This is a genomic window from Blautia sp. 210820-DFI.6.14, assembly GCF_020558815.1.
Classification (GTDB): domain Bacteria; phylum Bacillota; class Clostridia; order Lachnospirales; family Lachnospiraceae; genus Blautia_A; species Blautia_A obeum.
In genome coordinates this window covers 14,074-34,881 of the sequence record NZ_JAJCKS010000027.1, presented here as the reverse complement: position 1 = coordinate 34,881, position 20,808 = coordinate 14,074, and the positions used below count along the sequence as shown (strand labels likewise).

The following is a 20,808-nucleotide window of genomic DNA, read 5'->3' as shown; positions in this document are numbered from 1 at the left end:
TCTAAATTTCTGAATAAGGAACGTAAATTGATGACCATGCTCAGTTGCCCGAAATGCGGGATACTCAAGCAGGGTGTTCCCGATGATATAGACAAATATGCGGATGAAATTTTAGATAAAATGTGACTTAAATGCTATAAGCATAGAAACACAGATATTCAAGCATTTGCTTTAGGGCTTCGATGGGAAGACACACATTTTGTACAAGGCTTTGTGAAAGAGAAACGAACTTGAAAATAATCCAGTCGATCATGGGGCATAAGGATATTCAGACCACTATGGATATCTATGCAGAAGCGACAGAGGAGAAAAAACAGGAAACATTTGAAGGCAAAATCACAATGAAAGAAGCACAGAGCCTTATTGATAGTTGCTATGAAGAAAGACCAGTGCATTTGTCTGATGATGAGCGTACCGAAGAAGCAGATAAGGTTTCGTCCCGTATTGTTGAAATTCTTTCTGAAACAGCGTTCTCATTTTCTCCGAATGAGTATATTGCTATCCACCGTAAACTATTTCAGGGGATTTATAAACACGCCGGAAAGATTCGAGATTACAACATTACAAAGAAAGAATGGGTTCTTGATGGGGCAACTGTTATGTACGGTAGTGCATCCGAATTGAGAGCCACACTTGAATATGTTTTTTCGCAGGAGAAGGATTTTAGTTATAAAGGACTGTCAATGGACGAGATTATCCATCATCTGGCGGTATTCATTTCAAGGCTATGGCAAATCCATATCTTCGGGGAAGGCAATACGAGAACAACGGCGGTGTTCTTCATCAAATATCTAAGGACACTTGGATTTTCTGCAACCAATGATATTTTTGCGGAAAATGCGTGGTATTTCCGAAATGCACTTGTCCGTGCAAACTATACGAACCTGCAAAAAGGTATTCACGAAACAACAGAGTATCTGGAAGCGTTTCTCAGAAATCTACTTTTGAACGAGAAAAATGAGCTTCATAATCGAAATCTTCATATAAGTGGACTTTTGAATGAAGAAAAAGTGGACATTGGAGATAGAAAAGTGGATATTGAGAATGAAAAAGTGGACATTCAAGACAAAAAAGTGGATATTGAAAGTGTACTTTCCCAAAAAGGTAGTGACTTCTCAGTAAAAACGACGGTTCATATCCATAGACTCTTTGAAAAGTTTGGCTTTGATGAGGTGTTTGGAAGAAGTGCAGTTATGGAGATTCTTGAGCTGAAAGGTTCAGGTGCTTCAAAACTTCTTTCCAATTTGGTACAGGCAGATATTATTGAACCAGTATCTGGTTATGGAAAAGGAAAATATAAATTTAAGAATTATCCGTGATTGCAATGATGAGCAGCTTTTGCAAGGGTATTATTCATGAAGAATGTACTGGGTTTATGGACCAGACCAGAAAGATATTACAATTATCGGACTGGAACCACATCCGGGAGATAAGAAAAATAGCGCATACGACCGAATTTCACTGTCGGATTTGTAGAATAAAACTGAATATGGAACTAAAACACGAGCAGTTAGTCTAGGAAAAATAGGTTAGCTGCTTTTTTTATGCAAAAAGGAGATGCCGTGTATGGGATATGCACGTAAAGATGTAGAGAAGACAAAGAAAATAGCAAAGAAGAATTGAATGTAAAACTCCGTACTGGTCTTGTAGAAAACTATGATGCAGTGTATGTGGAAAGAAAAAACCAGAATTGTCTTTGGCTGAAAGGATTTATCAGAGAAATGTCAAAAATTCAAATAAAAAAATATAGATTTTTTATCCGACATTATTGACGCATAAATAACTTTATGATATTTTATTTTTGGAAAAATGTAAATTATTTAAAGGCAAACCTGCTGAAAGGTAGGGACGCAAAGCGAGAAGGGGCACTGACATATTTTGGCAGGTGTCTTTTTTGTATGCAAAAATGAGTACGAAAACTGGCAGGGACAGGTTCTCTGTATACAAATAAAAGTAGGATGAAGAAGGCATAAGACGAAGAGAGGATTTTTACAAAATGGGAAATTATGAAGACAAAATATATTTTTTAGGTGATAATGAACCGGGACAGACACAGACCATGTCACAGGCCGTACAGAAAACACTGGAAAATAATGGCGGGGTAGGTATAATGACAGGATCTTATGACCAAAACCTGTCTATTTTGTCTGTGGATAATCTGCTGTTGCATAGTACAGGATATACATTCGATACTTTCATGGAACAGACAAAAGGCTCATTGAGAAACTTCTTTTATGACGAGGAAGATATACTGGAGCGAGACCGTTTTTTGCAGCTTCACGGAACAGGGGAAGCACAGATCCTTGCAGCAGACGGTACAGTGAATAATGTACGGCTTTGTAAAGAGGATGCGACAGATGAGGCGGGCAGACAGATCTGGGTTATGTCCGTACAGGTCAACTGGGATCATGTAAATCTGGCACTGCTCAATGAGGCTATCTATTCCGGCTTCTGGTATTTTGACTGTGACGAAAACAGTGAGATTGTGAATGCAAACTGGAGTCATGAATTCCGAAAAATGCTTGGCTATCATGACACTCTGGACTTTCCGAATAAACTGGAATCCTGGTCAGATCTTCTGCATCCACAGGATAAAGAAAGAGTAATGGTGCAGCTTCAGGCGGCAATTAAGGATAAGACGAACCAGATAAAATACCAGGTAGAGTATCGTATGAGAATGAAGGATAATCAATACCAGTGGTTTCGGGCATCGGCAGAAGTAATACGCCGTCTGGATGGTTCTGCCAGCAGGATTGCCGGGATTTTTATTAACATTGATGGGGAGAAAAAAGAAATCATGCAGGCACAAAAATCTGCTGCTTTCCACCGGGCTTTTACGAAAGCAGATTTGTGCGAGTATTATGTAAATCTGGAATCGAATACTTTTGATACCTTTAAGGTTGAACCGTCCCTGATGACCGTCTTTGAACAGAGTTATACGTGGGATGAATTGATTCGGCATTTTGTGGATTCCTATGTTGTGGAGACAGATAAGAAGGCGGTATCCTCTTTTTACGACCGTGGTTATATTGCACAAAGGCTGAAGGGTCTGGAAACCGAATTGGCTTTAGAGTGCCGTATCACTCTGAATGGAGAAGAACGATGGGTCCGCAATGTGATCATACGAGGCGAAATAGAGGATTCAGAATATGCCATGATCTTTCTGCGGGATGTCACGGAGGCAAAGGTAGAGAGCGCACGGCATCTACAGATGGCAGCGGACAATGCTTCCATGGAGCTGCTGATCCAGAGTATTGTGCGGCTGGTTGACCGTTTTGTTGTTTGTGATCTGGAAAATGACAGATATGAATTCTATAACCTGAATGGTCAGATGATATATAAACCTCTGGGATTCTATCATGATTTCCAGATGCAGGTTCTTGAAAAGTATAAGACACTGGAACCATTGGATGCTCTGGATATCCTGACAGCACCGGAAAATATCCGGAAGAATCTGAAAAGTGAAAATGATATTTATAAGTTTGAGTATTGCAGCCTGGATGAAAAGACTTATAAAATCGCTTCTTATATTCCCTTGGAATGGAAGAATGGAAAGCTGGAAAAGGTATTGCTGGCATCCATGGATGTGACACAGGAGAAGAAAGCAGAGATTGAATCCCGTGAGGCACTGAAAGAGGCTTACTGGTCCGCAGAAAATGCAAATCGTGCGAAAACAGAATTCCTTTCCAATATGTCCCATGATATCCGGACACCGATGAATGCCATTGTCGGTCTGACGGCAATCGCAGGAGCAAATATTGAGAGTCAGGACAGAGTCATTGAATGTCTCAGCAAGATTACAGAATCAAGCCGACACCTGTTGGGGCTGATCAATGAAGTGCTGGATATGGCACGTATTGAAAGTGGAAAAATGACGCTGGCACAGGAGGATTTCAATCTGCCGGATTTGGTGGATAATCTCATTACACTAACAAAACCGGTGCTTGATGAACATAAACACAATTTTGATATACGCATTAATCACATTGAACATGAGGATGTCTGTGGTGACAGCCTGAGGATCCAGCAGGTGTTTGTGAATCTGATGAGTAATGCAATCAAGTATACACCGGATGGTGGGAATATTACTTTTTCCATAGAGGAAAAGCCAAATGGATTTTCGGAACTTGGATGCTATGAATTTACGATTGAGGATAATGGGATCGGTATGTCACCGGAATTTCAGAAAATCATGTTTGATCCTTTCAGCCGTGCAGATGACCACCGGACAACTAAGGTTCAGGGAACTGGTCTGGGAATGGCAATCAGCAGAAATATTGTGAACCTGATGAATGGCAATATTAAAGTGGACAGCACCTTACACAAGGGAACTAAAATTACAGTAACCATTTATCTGGAGCTTCAGGAAAAAGAAAAAGAACAGGACAGAAATCTGATGAATCTGCCTGTTCTGGTTGTGGATGATGATAAGACATGCTGTGAAAGTACAGTTGCTACACTGAAAGAAATCGGTATTACAGGTGAATGGGTTCTCTCTGGCAGAGAAGCTGTTGAGCGCTGCTATGCACGTCATGAGCTAAAAAATGATTACTTTGCTGTCATCCTGGACTGGAAGATGCCGGACATGGATGGCATAGAAACAGCCAGACAGATCCGGAAACGGATAGGGAAAGAGATTACCATTATTGTACTGACATCTTATGAATTCAGTGAGATTGAAGAAGAAGCAAAGGCTGCAGGCGTAGATGCTTTTATTGCAAAACCGCTGTTCCGTTCTAGGCTGACGGCTACATTGCGGCAGTTTACTTCAGGAAGAAAAGAAAAAACAGCAAGAAATTATCTGGATGAACTGTCAGAATCAGACTACACGGGAAAAAGGATTCTGCTGGTTGATGATAATGAGTTGAACAGAGAAATTGCTGGTGAAATTTTGCAGATGACAGGGGCAGAAGTGGAAACAGCAGAAAATGGGAAAATCGCAGTTGAAAAAGTGGAAGCTTCTCCGGAAGGATTGTATGATCTTGTTTTTATGGATATCCAAATGCCTGTCATGAATGGTTATGAGGCAACTGCAGCAATCAGGAGCCTTCCGGGTGAAAAGGGAAAACTGCCTATTGTTGCCATGACTGCCAATGCTTTTGCAGAAGATGTACAGCTGGCCAAAAATACAGGCATGAATGGACATATCGCAAAACCGCTGGATATGAATAAGCTGAATGATGTTCTGGAAAGCTGGCTGTAATTGCTTTCCAGATGTATAAAAACTGGTGGAGAGGGGCACCGAAACGATTGTTTTATTGGATAAGGCAGAGATAATTGTGGAGGCAGGATTAAATATGCAGAAAAATGTTTGAAAGAACATAAGGAGAACGCAAAGAAAAGCTAAGTTTTGTGTAAAGAAAAAAAGTTTGCTGTTAATTGTCGGAATCGTGTGGATGATAGCGGGCGTTATGTTTACAAGAAATTATTTTTTATATAATCAATTGGTAGAAGAGGAGCAGAATTAAGAATGAAAGAGAATACGTATAAACCACAGATTCCGGACATGATGGAAGCAATATTTGATGCAGCGTATCTGACTTTTGATCTGGTAGCCGCAATTTTGTTTTTTATATATGCAAAAGGAAACACATTATTTGTACTTTATGGAATTCTGACATTGACGCTTTGTGGAGGAGATGCTTTCCATCTGGTGCCAAGAATTATCAGAGCAGTACGCGGAACCAGCGATAAGATAAAAAGACAGCTTGGTATAGGATTACAGGTATCGTCGATTACAATGACGGTGTTTTATATTATTCTGATGTATATCTGGAAGTTTACATTCCCGGAATTTACGCTACCGGTAACAATTGAGGCCATCGTCTGGATATCGGCGGTTGTCAGAATTGTGATATGTCTGTTCCCGCAGAATAACTGGTGCACAGATGAAGGAAACATGAAATTGTCGATCATCAGAAATACAGTCTTTGCAGTGACAGGGATCGGAGTCATTATTCTGTATGCGATTTCTGCAAATGCAAATGGATATCATATGACAAGGATGGTTGCAGCGATTATTATTTCATTTGGTTGTTATATTCCGGTAACGTTATTCAGCAAAACAAAACCGAAGGTTGGATTGTTGATGATTCCAAAGACATGCGCCTATATGTGGGTTATAGCGATGGGACTCCAGCTTTTGTTTTAAAGCGGTAAAATTATTTATTTGCGTTATCTGCATAATTTTCGCTTGGATCAACAGGAAACTATATGGTATTGAACAACTGTGCGTTGCATTCTCGTTACTTCAGTGATGAGTTAGACGCACTATTTTTTTGAAAAAAGGCAGAACAAATGTTTGCGAAATGTTCTTGCATATGGTATAATAAAAACATGGAGGAAAATATGTTTAATATCAATAATAATGAACTTTCATATGGTAGAGGATATGTGTATTCCCTGCAGTATCATCTGGTATGGTGTACAAAATACCGGAAAAAGGTTTTAAAAGATGGTATTGATACAGAATGCAAAGAAATGCTCTATGACCTTGCAGAAGAATATAAATTTCAGATTCTGGCAATGGAGGTTATGCCGGATCATATCCATCTGCTTGTAGATTGCAGACCACAGTTTTATATCTCTGATATGATCAAGATCATGAAGGGGAACATTGCCAGACAGATATTTCTTGCTCATCCAGAACTGAAGAAGGAACTTTGGGGAGGGCATCTGTGGAATCCATCTTATTGTGCAGTAACGGTGAGTGACAGGAACAGGGAACAGGTATGTTCTTATATCGAGGGGCAAAAAGAAAAGCAGTAACCTGAAAGAACCCGTATTTATATTTGTAAGAAAGAGGAAAAAGATGAGGACAGTATCCAGTTATGGTGTAGAACTGCGAAAACAGAATATTCCGATCCGCCAGACACTGGATATTTATCGTTCTGCGGTCAGTTGTCTGATTGAGATCTATGCCCAGACATGGGATGAACTGGCAGTGATCACGGAACCTAAAAAACGTTTCAACACGGCAGAACATCTGGTGCATACCACCAAAAAGAACCAGGCAAGGTTTGATTTTGACCTGCGATTTCCAAAGATGCCTTCTTATCTCAGAAGGGCAGCTATCCAGCATGCCCTGGGAAGTGTATCCTCATATAAGACAAGGCTGGAACTGTGGGAAAAAACGGATCAGAAAGGCGGCAGGCCGAAGCTGGTGTGTGATAATCATGCCATGCCGGTATTCTACCGTGATGTGATGTACCGTGAGGATACAGAAGAAAAAGATAGAGCGTGCCTGAAACTTTATGACGGTCATGACTGGAAATGGTTCCGGGTCAGCCTCAGCCATACAGATATGGAATATCTCAGAAAGAACTGGGCAGGAAAAAGAGCAACAGCTCCCGTGTTGGAAAAAAGGCATCGTAAATACTTTCTGCGTTTTTCTTATACAGAAGAGGTGCTGTTTACAAAGACACCTGTAAAAGAACAGGTCATCTGCAGTGTGGATTTAGGACTCAATACGGATGCAGTCTGTACCATTATGCGGTCAGATGGAACTGTCCTGGGAAGAAAGTTTATTGATTTTCCCAGTGAAAAAGACCGGATGTACCGTGTGCTGGGACGGATAAGCAGATTCCAGCGCGAGCATGGCTCCGCACAGGTGAAAAGCAGATGGGCCTACGCGAAGCGTCTTAACACAGAACTTGGAAGAAAGATTGCAGGAGCAGTCACAGGATATGCAGAAGAAAACCATGCGGATGTGATCGTGTTTGAGTATCTGGAAATAAAAGGAAAGATATCCGGAAGAAAGAAACAGAAGCTGTACCTGTGGAGAAAAAGGGATATCCAGAAAAGATGTGAACATCAGGCACATCGCAGAGGGATGCGGATTTCCAGGATCTGTGCGTGGAATACCAGCAGACTTGCCTGTGATGGGTCGGGAACGGTTGCCCGCGACCCGGGCAATCATAGTTTATGTACATTCCAGAATGGAAAAAGATATAACTGTGATCTTTCAGCGTCCTATAATATTGGAGCAAGATATTTTATACGGGAATTCTTAAAACCCCTTCCGGTAACGGAAAGGTCTTTGCTGGAGGCAAAAGTCCCTTCAGTAAAGCGTAGGATCTCATGTGTATATGCGGACTTAAGAGAACTATTTTCAGAAATGGAACTCTTAAGAGCAGCATAAACACAGGCAGATATACAGCGGATTACCTGTGGTGTGGGAACCTGCCATATCTGGCATGGAAAAAAGCGCATGACTGCGCATATCCTAAGTTACAGGCGTATCCGCCGATATTTAGCCTTGTCGCTTAAAGCGACAGAGGAGCATGTGACTTTAGTCATGTGGGATCCACAGAGAACGTAACACGACATTAAGTCATATTGATGGCAGTGGCATTGGAATGGGCATTACAAAAAAGCTTGTAGAGCTCATGGATGGCACAATAGAAGTGGAAAGTAAGCAGGGTGAGGGTTCCACATTTACAGTAACTATTCCTTGCCGAAAAGCGTCAGAAGACGATTCTCTGGTGAAGAAAAACAGTAATCTGTGCAATAAGGATTGCCTGAACGGTGTTCGGATTTTGTTGGTTGAAGATAATGAGATCAACACTGAAATCGCAACGGAGTTATTGACGGAAGAAGGATGTATTGTTGAGACTGCCAATGCTTTCGCAGAAGATATACAAAAGGTTCTTTCTGTTGGAATGAATGCTCATGTTGCAAAGCCTGTTGATATGAATATTCTTGTCCCAACAATGATGAAATGTTTAAAAGAATAAAACAATCTGGAGATATACATCAGACAGAGAACTAAATAGAAACAAAGGAGCAGATATTATGAAAGCATGGGAAAGACTGATCAACTATGTGACAGTGCGTACGCCGAGTGATGAAAAGAGTGAGACAGTTCCGTCTTCTGTGTGTCAGTTTGATCTGGCGAGGAAGCTGGAAAAAGAAATGAAGGAACTTGGCCTGACAGAGGTAGTCCTTGATGATAAGTGCTATCTGTATGGAAAACTTCCGGCGACGGAAGGAAAAAAAGAGATTCCGGCACTTGGATTTATCGCACATATGGATACAGTTTCTGATTTTTGTGATCATGAGATCCGACCGATGGTTACCGAAAATTATGATGGCGGGGATCTGGTACTTGGCACAAGCGGACTGGTATTGAGTCCGAAGGAATTTCCACATCTGACAGGGCTAAAAGGACGTACACTGCTCACTTCGGATGGAACAACGATTCTGGGAGCAGATGACAAAGCAGGAATTGCAGAGATTCTGACTATGATTGAAAGAATCCAGACAGAAAATCGGCCGCATGGCACGATTTGTGTAGCATTTACTCCGGATGAGGAAATTGGAATGGGAGCGGAACATTTCAATCTGGATCAGTTTGGCGCAGAGTATGCTTATACTCTGGATGGTGACAGTGAAGGGGAGATTCAGTACGAGAATTTTAATGCCTGCAAAGCAGAATTTGAAATCAGGGGATTTAATGTTCATCCGGGTGAAGGAAAAGATACGATGATCAATGCCAGTCTGGTTGCGATAGAGATCAACAACTGCCTGCCATCTATGGAGACACCGAGAGGAACCGAAGACTATGAGGGATTTTATCATCTGATCAGCATGCAGGGGGAAGTCGGTGAAGCGAAACTTAATTATATTGTCAGAGATCATGACAAAAACGGATTCGAAGAGCGGAAGAAGACTCTTCGACTGATAGAAAAGAACTTAAATGCAAAGTGGGGCGAAGGGACGGTAACGCTTAAGATTACTGACCAGTACCTCAATATGAAAGAAATTGTAGAAGAGCACATACATCTGATCGACCATGCGAAAAAGGCATGTGAGGCAGCAGGTGTGGCACCATTGATCCTTCCAATTCGTGGAGGAACCGATGGATGCCAGTTAAGCTTCAAAGGACTGCCGTGTCCAAATCTTGGAACAGGTGGACATGCTTTTCATGGACCATATGAGCATATCAGTGTGGAAGGAATGGAGAAGAGTGTGGAGCTCCTTCTTGCCCTGATTCAGGAATATACGAAATAATCTACGGAGTTGCAATAAAACGGTTAACATGCTCCATTGTGGCTTTTATAATCGAAAGATCTGCCTGTACATCGCCGGTCTCCAGAGAGTGATTGGCATTTGGCGTAAGAAAAAGAGGGACTTCTTTTTGTTCAGCCAGTGTACGGATAGAGTCTGTTTCTGCCCATGGATCTGCAGTACCGTGAAATGCAATGCTGCCGGGACGAGCAAAGGAAAAAGTGTCAGTCAGAGGTGTGAACAGGATGCTTTTTCCTTTTATATTATGTCTGGAAGCATAAGCGGAAGCGATAACTGTACCGATGCTTTTGGAAATAAAGAGAATGCTGCCATAGGAATTCCAGTCGATATCCTGCAGAGCCTGTTCTGTTTGTTCATAAGCAAGCTCAAAAGCCTGCTTCATTTTTGCGTGATCACCCTTGACATTCTCAGGGAGGGTTCCATAGGATACAGCGAGAATCTGATACCCATAATGTCTGGCAAGACGGCTTGCATAATACAGGAGTGGTTTGTCAGCAGTATAGCCGACTCCCGGGAAAATTACTGCCAGTTTTGGGGCGCTTTTATCAGAATCATAAGTATATGCAGATGCTTTGTCATAGAGCATTTGCTGATGAATTTTTTCCTGAAGGTCTTTTAAGGTCACAGAGATTGTATAAGGCTCTTCCGGGAGATAATCATAACCGGTGAGAACACCGTTTTCTTCCATGGCATAAACAATGTGCAATGCCCCCATAAGTTCCATATCGTCTTCAATATCAGAAAGTAATTCTTCGTATGTTTTCATCTTGATTTGTTCCTCGTATTTATATTTTATAAAATTCAGTCATGTGTATAAAAACAAAATAATTATTGCATGTTTTATTAAAACGGGCAAGGAAAATTGAAAAACTCCTGTCAGTTACCTGGTTAAGGTGTCAATAAAATTGGGGAATAGCTTGCAAATCACGATCAAATAAAATATGATATAGAGATATAAAATTATACAATGTAAGGAAAATATATGAAAAACAGAAACAAAGGTTTTACACTTGTGGAACTTGTGATCATCATTGCAATTCTTGCGATTCTTATAGGTGTTCTTGCACCGACTTATACCAAATATATAGAAAAAAGCAGGGAATCAACTGATCTTGCAAATGTCAGGACGGCGTATGACAAAGTGGTGATGGAAACGGGAATAGAGGGAAATGAAGATGTAAAGGAGATCGTTCATCTGAAGCAGAAAATAGACAAATGGCAGTCTTCAGATACGGTGACAATTGCGGGAATCTCTCATTCCAATGATGATCCTGATACTGTTAACTGGAAGGGATATCCCGTTGCGGACGGAATATGCGAAGTGTCCATGAATCCTGAAACCGGTATTTTATTTGACTGGAAAACCGGAAAAGGAGACAGTGTAGAAAACGATGAAGTAAAAGAATACTGGTTTAACCTGGAAGAAAACTTCGACAGAGTTCTTCAGGAAAGTAATGCATTGAACGGTGTAACTGGCATCTTTGAAATCGATTCCAGATGCCAAAAATCTACTATGGTTCCAAGGATAGAGACGAAGATGGCATCTGACAGTCTCCTTAAGAAAGGAACCTGGGCATATTATGGAAAGGCGAAGGATGCTAGAAAACGTGCTTTGCTCTGGACTTCTGTTAATACAGATGTTGTCGGTGCGAACCAGAAGATTCCTGTGATTGTCTGTACGGCAGATAATAAATATTATGTAGCAGAATCTACAACCGCCAAACGTACAGGATATGGCCCTGATTACGTTGCGATTGCAGCGCAGATGAGCACAGGCACTGCAAAAAAAGAGCTGGATGAGACCGCAGTAAAATATGACAGTCTTCAGGCCGCATACGACGCATATAAAAAACTACTCACAGATGGAAAATATAAGCAATATAAAAATTCGTTGGATTTTAATATTCATTGGTGAAGGTAACTGGTGAAGATGGTTATTCCTTTGCAGTTTACTGGTTGCTTTTATTTCTCCGACAAGCTATACTAATCTGAGCGACAAAGTATGGATTGGAGGATTTTTATAATGAAAATTGCAGTAACTTATGATAATGGAAATGTTTTTCAGCATTTTGGAAAAACAGAAAACTTTAAGGTTTATGAAGTAGAAGATAACAAAGTTGTTTCAAGTGAAGTGATCGGTTCTAACGGAACTGGACATGGTGCCCTGGCCGGACTTCTGGCAGAACAGGGGATTGATGTACTGATCTGCGGTGGTATTGGAGGAGGTGCACAGACTGCACTTGCGGAGGCAGGTATTCAGTTATGCTCCGGTGCACAGGGAAATACAGATGAAGTAGTAGAAGCTTATCTGAAGGGCGAACTGGAATCAGCAGGAACAACCTGTGACCATCATCATGAAGAAGGACATTCCTGTGGAAACCATGAGGAAGGGGAGTCCTGTGGAAGCAGCTGTGGCGGCTGTGGTTCACATAAACCGGCATTTTCCGGACCGAATGTAGGAAAGACATGCCGTACACATTACAAGGGAACATTCAACGATGGAACACAGTTTGATTCTTCCTATGATCGTGGACAGCCGCTGGAGTTTGTCTGCGGAGCAGGACAGATGATCAAAGGCTTTGATGCAGCTGTTGCAGACATGAAGGTCGGAGAAATCAAAGAAATCCATCTGATGCCGGAAGAGGCTTATGGACAGCCGAATCCGGATGCGATCTTTACTCTTGAGATTGAACAGCTTCCGGGTGCAGAGGACCTGACAGTAGGTCAGCAGGTATATTTGTCTAATCAGTATGGGCAGCCTTTCCCGGTCAAAGTTACAGCCAAAGATGAAAAGACAATTACATTTGATGCCAATCACGAGATGGCTGGTAAAGAGCTGAACTTTAAGATCGAGCTTGTAGAAGTAAAATAAATGTCGAAGAAGTGCGGAGTTTGTCAATAAGTTTCGAACTCTTTTGATGGACGTACACAGTGCGGCATGCTAGTATGGAAGAAAGAAAATTATGTAGCTGTCTGGCGGCATTAAAGGACAGTGATATGATTCGTTTCTGCTTTATTCTGTGCGGCATGCCGCTTCTTTTGTTCTAAGACCGTTCTGGTTGAGAAAGGGAAATCTCCATGTTTTACTTGCGTTGTCGGGCGAAATTTCCATGTGTAATGAATAGGATATGATGAAAAAAGACCGGAATGCGTTGTTTCGGTCTTTTTATGTGGTGGAAACTGATCTATCAGGGCATTCTTGAATTATCTGAATTCCACGGCATGTTTTCTTTTCCAGATGGGAAATAAATTTCGCTGGCAGACGTAATTCTTCCGTTGTTCAATGCTTATGGAATGGAAGAATGTTTTCCACATATCAGTATATTCATCTTCATAAGATTCTGTCTTTTGTAATACCGAAAATTCATCGTCCGTCAGATAGCGCAGATAATTTTCACCATCTTTTACATGTACACAGGCAGTTTTGCGGTTATCATCGATGATCATCCAGTGTTCGGAGGGCATACGGTTGGCAAAATGGTTGCCAACCAGCATGATTACATCATTCCGGGGCTCCAAATGACTGACATAGACCTGGTTTTCCAGACTTTGAAAACGGGCAAATTCCCGAAAATGATGCGCTTCATTTGATACCTGGCGCCGGAGTTCGAGAAGATTCATTACATGTGGATTCGTATATTGCTCGACTACAGTACTGCCAATAGCAAACCCCACCCGAAGAAAGTCATAGATTGCCTGCAGAGCGTTCTCATCCGCAGATAATGAGGCGTAGTAGATGTTCATGTATGCAGTTTCAGAGATGCTTCTCCGAATGGAGCGTATAACCTTTTCTGCTTTGGAAGGATCACCATCCACATGGATATATTCATCAAACATTGTTTGTTGAAAGATAGGTTCTTTCTTTAGTCCAATCTGGTTATGACCGACTTTCAGGGCTTCTGACCAGGCATCATAGATGCAGGTCATGATATCCGTTAAGCGGTCCTGGCAAGTATATATTTTCATATTTTTATTCCGTATTCTGATCCTATATGTAAAAGTGGCTGGAAACTGGCAGAGGGAAGTTTAGCCGATCCCAAAATCAGCGAGAGTCATCTGGGAATAAGATTCATTGGAATGTTGTACTTTCCAGGAATCTTTTGCATCTACCTGAACCAGCTGTCGGGTGATATAGGCTTCTTCAATGGGAGTACGATACATTTGTCTGCCACCGCAGGTGATAAAATAATGTGCGCGTTTCAAAACTACGCCCATTCTTTTCAGATTGTCAAAATTCAGACGGCCATATCGTCTGGCATAAGTGATCCGGCTGGCTGATTTTGGCCCGATTCCGGGAACCCGAAGCAACGTGGCATAAGATGCTTTTTCAACTTCCACTGGAAAGTGTTCCAGATGGCGCAGCGCCCAGTCGCATTTGGGATCCAGCAGTTCATTGAAGTTGGGCTGAGATTCGGATAACAGTTCATCTGCCTGGAAGCCATAGAAGCGTAGCAGCCAGTCTGCCTGATACAGGCGATGTTCCCGCAGAAGTGGAGGTGGAGTTCCAATCTGAGGGAGAATGGAGTCATCATTTAACGGAATATATGCCGAATAGAAGACTCGTTTCAGATCAAAGCCCTGGTACAGAGCCTGGCTCGTCTGTAACAGAGTATAGTCACTTTCGCCAGTGGCACCGATGATCATCTGGGTACTCTGCCCTGCCGGAGCGAAATTCCGTTTCAGATCGGACATGTCAAGAGGTGCCAGCTGACAGGCATTTTCCCATGTCAGGATATGTTTCGTGAATTTATTTTTATCACGGGAGATAAGATTCGGATCCTCTTTTTTGAGGGGAGGATTGTTCCCGGGTTTTGCATCGGTATTCTGCATATTGAGTTTTTCTCTGAAGGTTTTCTTGGAATCGTCTGAGAAAATACCATTTCTTAAAAACTGATTTCCCCGGCTTCGATCCATATATGCAGACTTTCCAGCAGCTATCCGGTGAGAGGCAATAGTACTTTGTACTTTTCCCATGGGCTTCAGGATATTCTGCATGGTTTTATTGGGGGCAAGAGAACGCAAAGCTGTTTCTGTCGGAAGTTCCAGATTGACACTGATGCGGTCTGCCAGATATCCGGCCGCGGCAAGCAGCTCGTCAGAGGCCCCGGGAATTGTTTTTACATGAATGTATCCGTTGAAATGGTACCGGGTACGGAGGAGCAGCAGTGTCTCACACATTTTTTCCATAGTATAGGTCGGATTTTTTAAGACACCGGAGCTTAAGAAGAGCCCTTCGATATAGTTCCGTTTGTAAAATTCAACGGTTAGTTCACAGATTTCCTGTGGCGTAAAGGTGGCGCGGCGTACATCATTGCTGGTACGGTTGATGCAATATTTACAGTCATAGGCACAATGATTTGTCATCAGGATCTTGAGAAGGGAAATACATCTTCCATCAGCGGCAAAACTGTGACAGATGCCACATGCCTCTGCATTGCCGAGCTCTCCTTTCTTTCCGCGTCGGCTGGAACCGCTTGAAGTACATGCGACATCATATTTGGCTGCATCTGCCAGAATCTGTAACTTTTCCTGCGTTGTGTAATTATTATTTGTAATCTGTGTGATCATATATCTATTATACAAACATATGTTCGAAAAAGCAAGAGGAACATTTGGGGAAATTGTTAAAATTATTAAGCCGTTGCTTGACCGACCAGAAGCAGGGTGCTATACTTGCCGCAAACAAAAGAAACCGCAAAGATTGTATTTTCCACATCCGTAGAACACAGAAATCTGCTTGTGAGTTGATTTTTATGGAGATACTGCAAATGAACAAAAATAAGATAAACGGAATATCCATGATTCCATTCGGGCTGCTGGCCGGTTTTGCAGATGATAAAGAAATCCGGCTCATTGAATTGGCAGAAAACGGGTTTAAATTCCGGCTGCAACAGGAGATTGCGGATGTCGGACAGTTTCGAATCTGTTTTTATAACAGTAATGATTCTGCGTATCGGGAGATTCAGGTAAAGGAATTTTGCATACAGAAAGAGCAGCAGGAACAATTTTATACGGTGTATTCTGCATTTACAGAGCAGGAAGATTTCAGAAAAGAAGTGCAGGGACTTGTCACCCGTTACAGCAGATATATTCGCCTGAAAACAGAATGTGATGATGCAGAACTGGCTGAAGAACTGACCGGTTATCCGGCAGAAAAAGATGAAATTTTTGCAGAAAGTCTGGATCAGCAGAAGAAAGAGTGGTTTCAGGATGTGCCGGTAAATAAACTGGCAGAAGCTATAAATTGTGTATCGGAAGTCGCGTTCGAGCTGGACCACCCGGAATTGTATCAGGCGTATCTGAAAGAAGATATTTCCGCATTCATGGAAAATTACTGGATTCAGAATGGATTTTCACAGGCAGTGTCAGATATCGCCCCAGACAGATTGTATATAGGAAATCAGTTCTGCCATCTGTTGTTTCCAGAGGAGAGATGTCTGTTTGAAATGATGGAAAAAGCACAGAGAGAAAATATTTCCATCACACTTGCATACACATATATCCGTGAGGATATGTTGAAAACAACGGACGAACTGCTGGCAAAAGTGGATAACTGGTGCAAAGAGCGACAGACCACAGTAGAGGTTGTTGTCAATGACTGGGCAATGGTGGGAATTCTGCGAAAGTATCCGAAACGAATGACACCACTTCTGGGAACGCTTCTTAATAAACGAAAAAAAGATCCACGGATGGGTTATAAAAAAGGCGGCCGGATTTTATATGAGCAGAACAGTCTGAATGCAGAATTTTACAGGAAATTTCTTGGAGAAGAATGTAATATTTGGCGTTATGAATGGGAATCCTGTGGATATGCACAAAACTTTCCGGGCACTTTGAATGAAAAAAACAGTCTGCATTTTCCTTTTTATCAGACCAATACCTCCCAGTACTGTCCATTGTACGCAATCTGTACGGATGGTGAGAGAGGAAAACAGAAACTGGTGACGAACTGTCCTTATTTCTGCGAACGGAATATGGTGCTGTACCCAAAACATCTGCATATGACGGGAAGATACAATTCACTGTTTGGAGTAGATACGGAAGTACTGAAACATCCTGAAAAACTGGAAGCATATGTAACAGCAGGAATCGACCGGCTGGTATTGGGACTGTCATAAGGGGTGTCAGACCAGATGGACAGGAACAATAAAATAAGATAACGATGAGGAAAATGCGAATGAAGATTACAGCGGGACTGGGATCGGTGGAAGAGTACGAGCGTTTTGTGAGGGCAGGAGCGGACGAATTTTTCAGTGGGTATGTGCCTTATGAGTGGGCAAAGAAATATGGGACAGTTATGCCGCTCAACAGAAGAGAGGTGCTGGCTTATAATGTACAGATTGGTTCATTCAGTGAAATGGAGATCCTTTCTGCTATGGTAAAAGAATACGGCAGGCCGGTACATCTGACGTTTAATTCTCTTTATTATATTCCAGAGCAGTATCCGGAGATTGCTGAGATCATAAAGAGGTGTATGGAGATTGGGTTTCATAGCTATATTATTGCGGATCCGGCGCTGATTCTGTATTTAAGACGGAACAATATCGACTGTGAAATTCATCTTAGCGGGGAAACAGCGGAAGTAAATCGGGGCATGGTGGATTTCTTTCAGAAGCTGAAACTGAAACGTGTGATCTTTCACAGAAAGAATACGATAAAAGATATGCAAAGTATTATCGCATATCAAAGAATAACAGAAACGGAGCAGTCAGGGCATGTACAAAATGTAATGCCGGAACAGAGCAGGGTGGAATTTGAAGCATTTATTTTAAACGAGCTCTGCCAGTTTACCGGAGCATTCTGCAATTCCCTTCATTGCGATGAGATGGGATATCTGTGTCGTGTACCGTATCGACTGGGAGCTATGAGTACGAGAAAAGTACAAGAATCGACAAAATTCGACAAGTGGAAACAAGAAAAAAACCAAGAAACAATTGATTTTACCGGAGAGGAGCTGCCGGAAAGTATTTCACAGGACACCAACGGTTATCTCTGCGGCGAGACGGGCTGCGGACTGTGTGCGTTATATCAGTTGCAGGAAGCAGGGATCACACACCTCAAACTGGTTGGCAGAGGAAACTATACAGACTTTATGGAAAAAGATATTCGGAATCTTCGGAGAGCTCTGAGTATTCTGGAAGTATCTGACTCGAATGTTATCTACTGGCAGAATCTGAAAGAAGAACTTTTTCCATATGGATGCAGCGAAAACTGCTATTATAAAGAAAATTTCAAATATAAATAGGAAATAACTGAACTGCGGCAGAAGTCGAAAAAATTAGTGTTGCACTCGTAAAAATACAATATATTGATAAATAGTTTCAAAAAACAACTATAAATTGTACAAAATTAAAAGCATGCGTTAATTAATTGACAAGGGTACTTCCTATAGTGTACACTAGCAGCGTGAGAGAGGGAGATCTCACGTTACTATTAATAAGATTTCGGTCTTATTTTTCTTTTAGGAGAAAAGTTAGACGGGACATACGCGGAATAAATTCTATTTTAGAGAGGTGCAAAAATGAAAAACTTTTCACAGTGGGAAGGTTTCAAAGGAAACCGTTGGAAGGAAAAAATCGACGTTCGTAACTTTATTTCAATGAACTACACACCATATGACGGAGATGCTTCCTTCCTGGAAGAACCTACAGAGGCTACAAACAAACTGTGGGGAAAACTTCAGGAACTTCAGAAAGAAGAGCGTGCAAAAGGCGGCGTTCTGGATATGGAGACAGAGGTTGTTACATCTCTGACAGCATATGGCCCGGGATACATCGATGAAGACCTCAAAGATCTTGAAAAAGTTGTTGGTCTGCAGACAGACAAACCGCTGAAACGTGCATTCATGCCATACGGTGGTATCAAAATGGCAGAGCAGGCATGTGAGACTTACGGATACAAAGTAAGCGACAAGATCAAAGACGTTTTCCATAACTACGAATTCAAAACACACAACCAGGGTGTATTTGATATCTACACACCAGAAATGAAAGCAGCCCGTCACAACAAGATCCTGACAGGTCTTCCGGATACTTATGGACGTGGACGTATCGTTGGTGACTACAGACGAGTAGCACTGTACGGTATCGACGCTCTGATCGAAGGAAAACAGAAAGACTTCGCAGCTTGCGACCGTCAGGGTATGAGACGTTATGACTTCCAGCTTCGTGAGGAAATCGCAGATCAGATCCGCGCACTCAAAGGCATGAAAGTTATGGCTGAAGCTTACGGATATGATATTTCACAGCCGGCTAAAGATGCAAGAGAAGCATTCCAGTGGCTGTACTTCGGATATCTTGCAGCAATCAAGACTCAGAACGGTGCTGCAATGAGTGTTGGACGTATCTCTACATTCCTTGATATCTATATTGAAAGAGACCTTGAGAACGGAACTCTTACAGAGAAAGAAGCTCAGGAGCTTGTTGACCACATGGTAATGAAATTCCGTATGGTTAAATTTGCACGTATTCCTTCTTACAACCAGCTGTTCTCCGGTGACCCGGTATGGGCAACTCTGGAAGTTGCAGGTATGGGACAGGATGGACGTACAATGGTAACAAAGAACGACTTCCGTTTCCTGCACACTCTGGAAGACATGGGACCGGCTCCGGAACCGAACCTTACTGTTCTGTATTCTTCAAGACTGCCGGAAAACTTCAAGAAATATGCAGCTGACATCTCCGTACTGACAAGCTCTATCCAGTATGAGAACGATGATGTTATGCGTCCGGTATGGGGCGATGACTACAGCATCTGCTGCTGTGTATCTGCTACTGAGACAGGTAAAGAAATGCAGTTCTTCGGAGCTCGTGCAAACCTTGCAAAATGTCTTCTGTACGCTATCAACGGTGGTGTTGATGAGAAGACAAAACAGCAGGTAGGACCTCAGTATCAGCCAATTACTTCTGAATACCTTGACTATGACGAAGTAATCGCAAAATATGACAAGATGATGGACTGGCTGGCTCATCTGTATGTTGGAACACTGAACATGATCCACTACATGCATGACAAATACTACTATGAAGCAGCAGAAATGGCTCTGATCGATACAAAGGTTGACCGTTCCTTCGCAACTGGTATCGCAGGATTCTCTCACGTAGTAGACTCCCTGTCCGCTATCAAATATGCAAAAGTTAAAGCAATCCGTGACGAAGACGGAATCACAACAGATTTCGTAGTAGAAGGTGACTTCCCACGTTATGGTAACGATGATGACAGAGCAGATGAGATCGCAACAACACTGCTTTCTACATTCCTTGAGAAACTGAAACATATCCATACCTATCGTGATTCCAAACCTACTACTTCTATCCTTACCATCACATCCAACGTTGTTTATGGTAAAGCTACAGGATCCCTTCCGGATGGAAGAAAAGCAGGCGAGCCGCTGGCACCTGGAGCTAACCCGTCCTACGGCGCAGAGCAGAACGGACTTCTTGCTTCCCTCAACTCTGTTGCAAAACTGGACTATGAAGATGCCCTTGATGGAATCTCCAATACTCAGACCATCAACCCGGATGCTCTGGGACATACAGAAGAAGAACGTACAGAGAACCTTGTTCATGTACTTGACGGATACTTTGACCAGGGTGCTCATCACCTCAATGTTAACGTATTTGGTAAAGAAAAACTGATCGATGCTATGGAACATCCGGAAAAAGAAGAGTACGCAAACTTCACAATCCGTGTATCCGGATATGCAGTTAAATTCATCGACCTTACAAGAGAGCAGCAGCTGGATGTTATCGCCAGAACCTGCCACGACAGAATGTAATA

15 protein-coding genes and 1 riboswitch are annotated in these 20,808 nt (G+C 42.1%); of the genes, 12 read left to right on the top strand and 3 right to left on the bottom strand.

Annotated elements, in window-relative coordinates; translation table 11 throughout:
• The first annotated feature begins 182 nt into the window (after window positions 1-182).
• The 7 genes from LI112_RS14875 to pepT all read left to right on the top strand — a co-directional run bounded on the left by LI112_RS14875 (window position 183) and on the right by pepT (window position 10,011).
• Window positions 183-1,319 (top strand): Fic family protein, encoded by a 1,137-nt coding sequence (locus LI112_RS14875; RefSeq protein ID WP_227190962.1) that lies wholly within the window; start codon window positions 183-185, stop codon window positions 1,317-1,319.
• A gap of 496 nt (window positions 1,320-1,815) precedes the next feature.
• A riboswitch (cyclic di-GMP riboswitch) is annotated at window positions 1,816-1,876 on the top strand.
• 120 nt (window positions 1,877-1,996) lie between these two features.
• Window positions 1,997-5,203: a response regulator gene (locus tag LI112_RS14870; RefSeq protein WP_118044930.1), complete on the top strand. Its 3,207-nt coding sequence runs from the start codon at window positions 1,997-1,999 to the stop codon at window positions 5,201-5,203.
• Between the two features lie 267 nt (window positions 5,204-5,470).
• Window positions 5,471-6,151: a hypothetical protein gene (locus tag LI112_RS14865; protein ID WP_173899176.1), complete on the top strand. Its 681-nt coding sequence runs from the start codon at window positions 5,471-5,473 to the stop codon at window positions 6,149-6,151.
• 197 nt (window positions 6,152-6,348) lie between these two features.
• Window positions 6,349-6,768, top strand: coding sequence for an IS200/IS605 family transposase (gene tnpA, locus LI112_RS14860; protein WP_173909180.1), 420 nt, complete (start codon window positions 6,349-6,351; stop codon window positions 6,766-6,768).
• 43 nt (window positions 6,769-6,811) lie between these two features.
• Window positions 6,812-8,140, top strand: a complete 1,329-nt coding sequence (locus LI112_RS14855) for a transposase (protein WP_227190961.1) — start codon at window positions 6,812-6,814, stop codon at window positions 8,138-8,140.
• Window positions 8,141-8,303: 163 nt separating this feature from the next.
• A complete protein-coding gene (locus tag LI112_RS14850) occupies window positions 8,304-8,735 on the top strand; it encodes an ATP-binding protein (RefSeq protein WP_227190965.1) in 432 nt (143 codons plus the stop codon).
• A 58-nt stretch (window positions 8,736-8,793) separates the two neighbouring features.
• A complete protein-coding gene (pepT, locus tag LI112_RS14845) occupies window positions 8,794-10,011 on the top strand; it encodes a peptidase T (protein ID WP_227190959.1) in 1,218 nt (405 codons plus the stop codon).
• A 1-nt stretch (window position 10,012) separates the two neighbouring features.
• On the opposite strand, the gene LI112_RS14840 is transcribed toward pepT, so the two are convergent.
• Window positions 10,013-10,795: an alpha/beta hydrolase gene (locus tag LI112_RS14840; RefSeq protein ID WP_118013129.1), complete on the bottom strand. Its 783-nt coding sequence runs from the start codon at window positions 10,793-10,795 to the stop codon at window positions 10,013-10,015.
• 216 nt (window positions 10,796-11,011) lie between these two features.
• On the opposite strand from LI112_RS14840, the gene LI112_RS14835 reads away from it, so the two are divergent.
• Together LI112_RS14835 and LI112_RS14830 are read left to right on the top strand one after the other, a co-directional pair.
• Window positions 11,012-11,944 carry a prepilin-type N-terminal cleavage/methylation domain-containing protein gene (locus LI112_RS14835; RefSeq protein ID WP_118013128.1) on the top strand — a complete coding sequence of 311 codons (933 nt, stop codon included), beginning with the start codon at window positions 11,012-11,014 and terminating at the stop codon, window positions 11,942-11,944.
• Between the two features lie 108 nt (window positions 11,945-12,052).
• On the top strand, window positions 12,053-12,901 hold the full coding sequence (locus LI112_RS14830; protein WP_022388071.1) for an FKBP-type peptidyl-prolyl cis-trans isomerase: 849 nt from the start codon (window positions 12,053-12,055) through the stop codon (window positions 12,899-12,901).
• Between the two features lie 332 nt (window positions 12,902-13,233).
• Here LI112_RS14830 and LI112_RS14825 read toward each other — a convergent pair whose 3' ends face one another.
• Window positions 13,234-13,995 (bottom strand): TIGR03915 family putative DNA repair protein, encoded by a 762-nt coding sequence (locus LI112_RS14825; RefSeq protein ID WP_005421744.1) that lies wholly within the window; start codon window positions 13,993-13,995, stop codon window positions 13,234-13,236.
• Window positions 13,996-14,055: 60 nt separating this feature from the next.
• Complete coding sequence (locus LI112_RS14820; protein WP_227190958.1) at window positions 14,056-15,597, bottom strand: putative DNA modification/repair radical SAM protein; 1,542 nt, start codon at window positions 15,595-15,597, stop codon at window positions 14,056-14,058.
• Window positions 15,598-15,797: 200 nt separating this feature from the next.
• Here LI112_RS14820 and LI112_RS14815 point away from each other — a divergent pair, with 200 nt between their 5' ends.
• The 3 genes from LI112_RS14815 to pflB all read left to right on the top strand — a co-directional run bounded on the left by LI112_RS14815 (window position 15,798) and on the right by pflB (window position 20,806).
• Complete coding sequence (locus LI112_RS14815) at window positions 15,798-17,147, top strand: hypothetical protein (RefSeq protein WP_227190957.1); 1,350 nt, start codon at window positions 15,798-15,800, stop codon at window positions 17,145-17,147.
• Window positions 17,148-17,206: 59 nt separating this feature from the next.
• Window positions 17,207-18,274, top strand: coding sequence for a U32 family peptidase (locus LI112_RS14810; protein ID WP_227190956.1), 1,068 nt, complete (start codon window positions 17,207-17,209; stop codon window positions 18,272-18,274).
• A gap of 276 nt (window positions 18,275-18,550) precedes the next feature.
• The gene (pflB, locus tag LI112_RS14805; protein WP_005421747.1) at window positions 18,551-20,806 is read left to right on the top strand and encodes a formate C-acetyltransferase; all 2,256 of its coding nucleotides are present in this window, start codon (window positions 18,551-18,553) and stop codon (window positions 20,804-20,806) included.
• The last annotated feature ends 2 nt before the right edge of the window (window positions 20,807-20,808 follow it).

What these genes read in the sequence shown, in the direction of transcription:
- LI112_RS14875 (WP_227190962.1), top strand. Translation starts at nt 183, where the DNA reads ATGGGAAGACACACATTTTGTACAAGGCTTTGTGAAAGAGAAACGAAC.
- LI112_RS14870 (WP_118044930.1), top strand. Translation starts at nt 1,997, where the DNA reads ATGGGAAATTATGAAGACAAAATATATTTTTTAGGTGATAATGAACCG.
- LI112_RS14865 (WP_173899176.1), top strand. Translation starts at nt 5,471, where the DNA reads ATGAAAGAGAATACGTATAAACCACAGATTCCGGACATGATGGAAGCA.
- tnpA (WP_173909180.1), top strand. Translation starts at nt 6,349, where the DNA reads ATGTTTAATATCAATAATAATGAACTTTCATATGGTAGAGGATATGTG.
- LI112_RS14855 (WP_227190961.1), top strand. Translation starts at nt 6,812, where the DNA reads ATGAGGACAGTATCCAGTTATGGTGTAGAACTGCGAAAACAGAATATT.
- pepT (WP_227190959.1), top strand. Translation starts at nt 8,794, where the DNA reads ATGAAAGCATGGGAAAGACTGATCAACTATGTGACAGTGCGTACGCCG.
- LI112_RS14840 (WP_118013129.1), bottom strand. Translation starts at nt 10,795, where the DNA reads ATGAAAACATACGAAGAATTACTTTCTGATATTGAAGACGATATGGAA.
- LI112_RS14835 (WP_118013128.1), top strand. Translation starts at nt 11,012, where the DNA reads ATGAAAAACAGAAACAAAGGTTTTACACTTGTGGAACTTGTGATCATC.
- LI112_RS14830 (WP_022388071.1), top strand. Translation starts at nt 12,053, where the DNA reads ATGAAAATTGCAGTAACTTATGATAATGGAAATGTTTTTCAGCATTTT.
- LI112_RS14825 (WP_005421744.1), bottom strand. Translation starts at nt 13,995, where the DNA reads ATGAAAATATATACTTGCCAGGACCGCTTAACGGATATCATGACCTGC.
- LI112_RS14820 (WP_227190958.1), bottom strand. Translation starts at nt 15,597, where the DNA reads ATGATCACACAGATTACAAATAATAATTACACAACGCAGGAAAAGTTA.
- LI112_RS14815 (WP_227190957.1), top strand. Translation starts at nt 15,798, where the DNA reads ATGAACAAAAATAAGATAAACGGAATATCCATGATTCCATTCGGGCTG.
- LI112_RS14810 (WP_227190956.1), top strand. Translation starts at nt 17,207, where the DNA reads ATGAAGATTACAGCGGGACTGGGATCGGTGGAAGAGTACGAGCGTTTT.
- pflB (WP_005421747.1), top strand. Translation starts at nt 18,551, where the DNA reads ATGAAAAACTTTTCACAGTGGGAAGGTTTCAAAGGAAACCGTTGGAAG.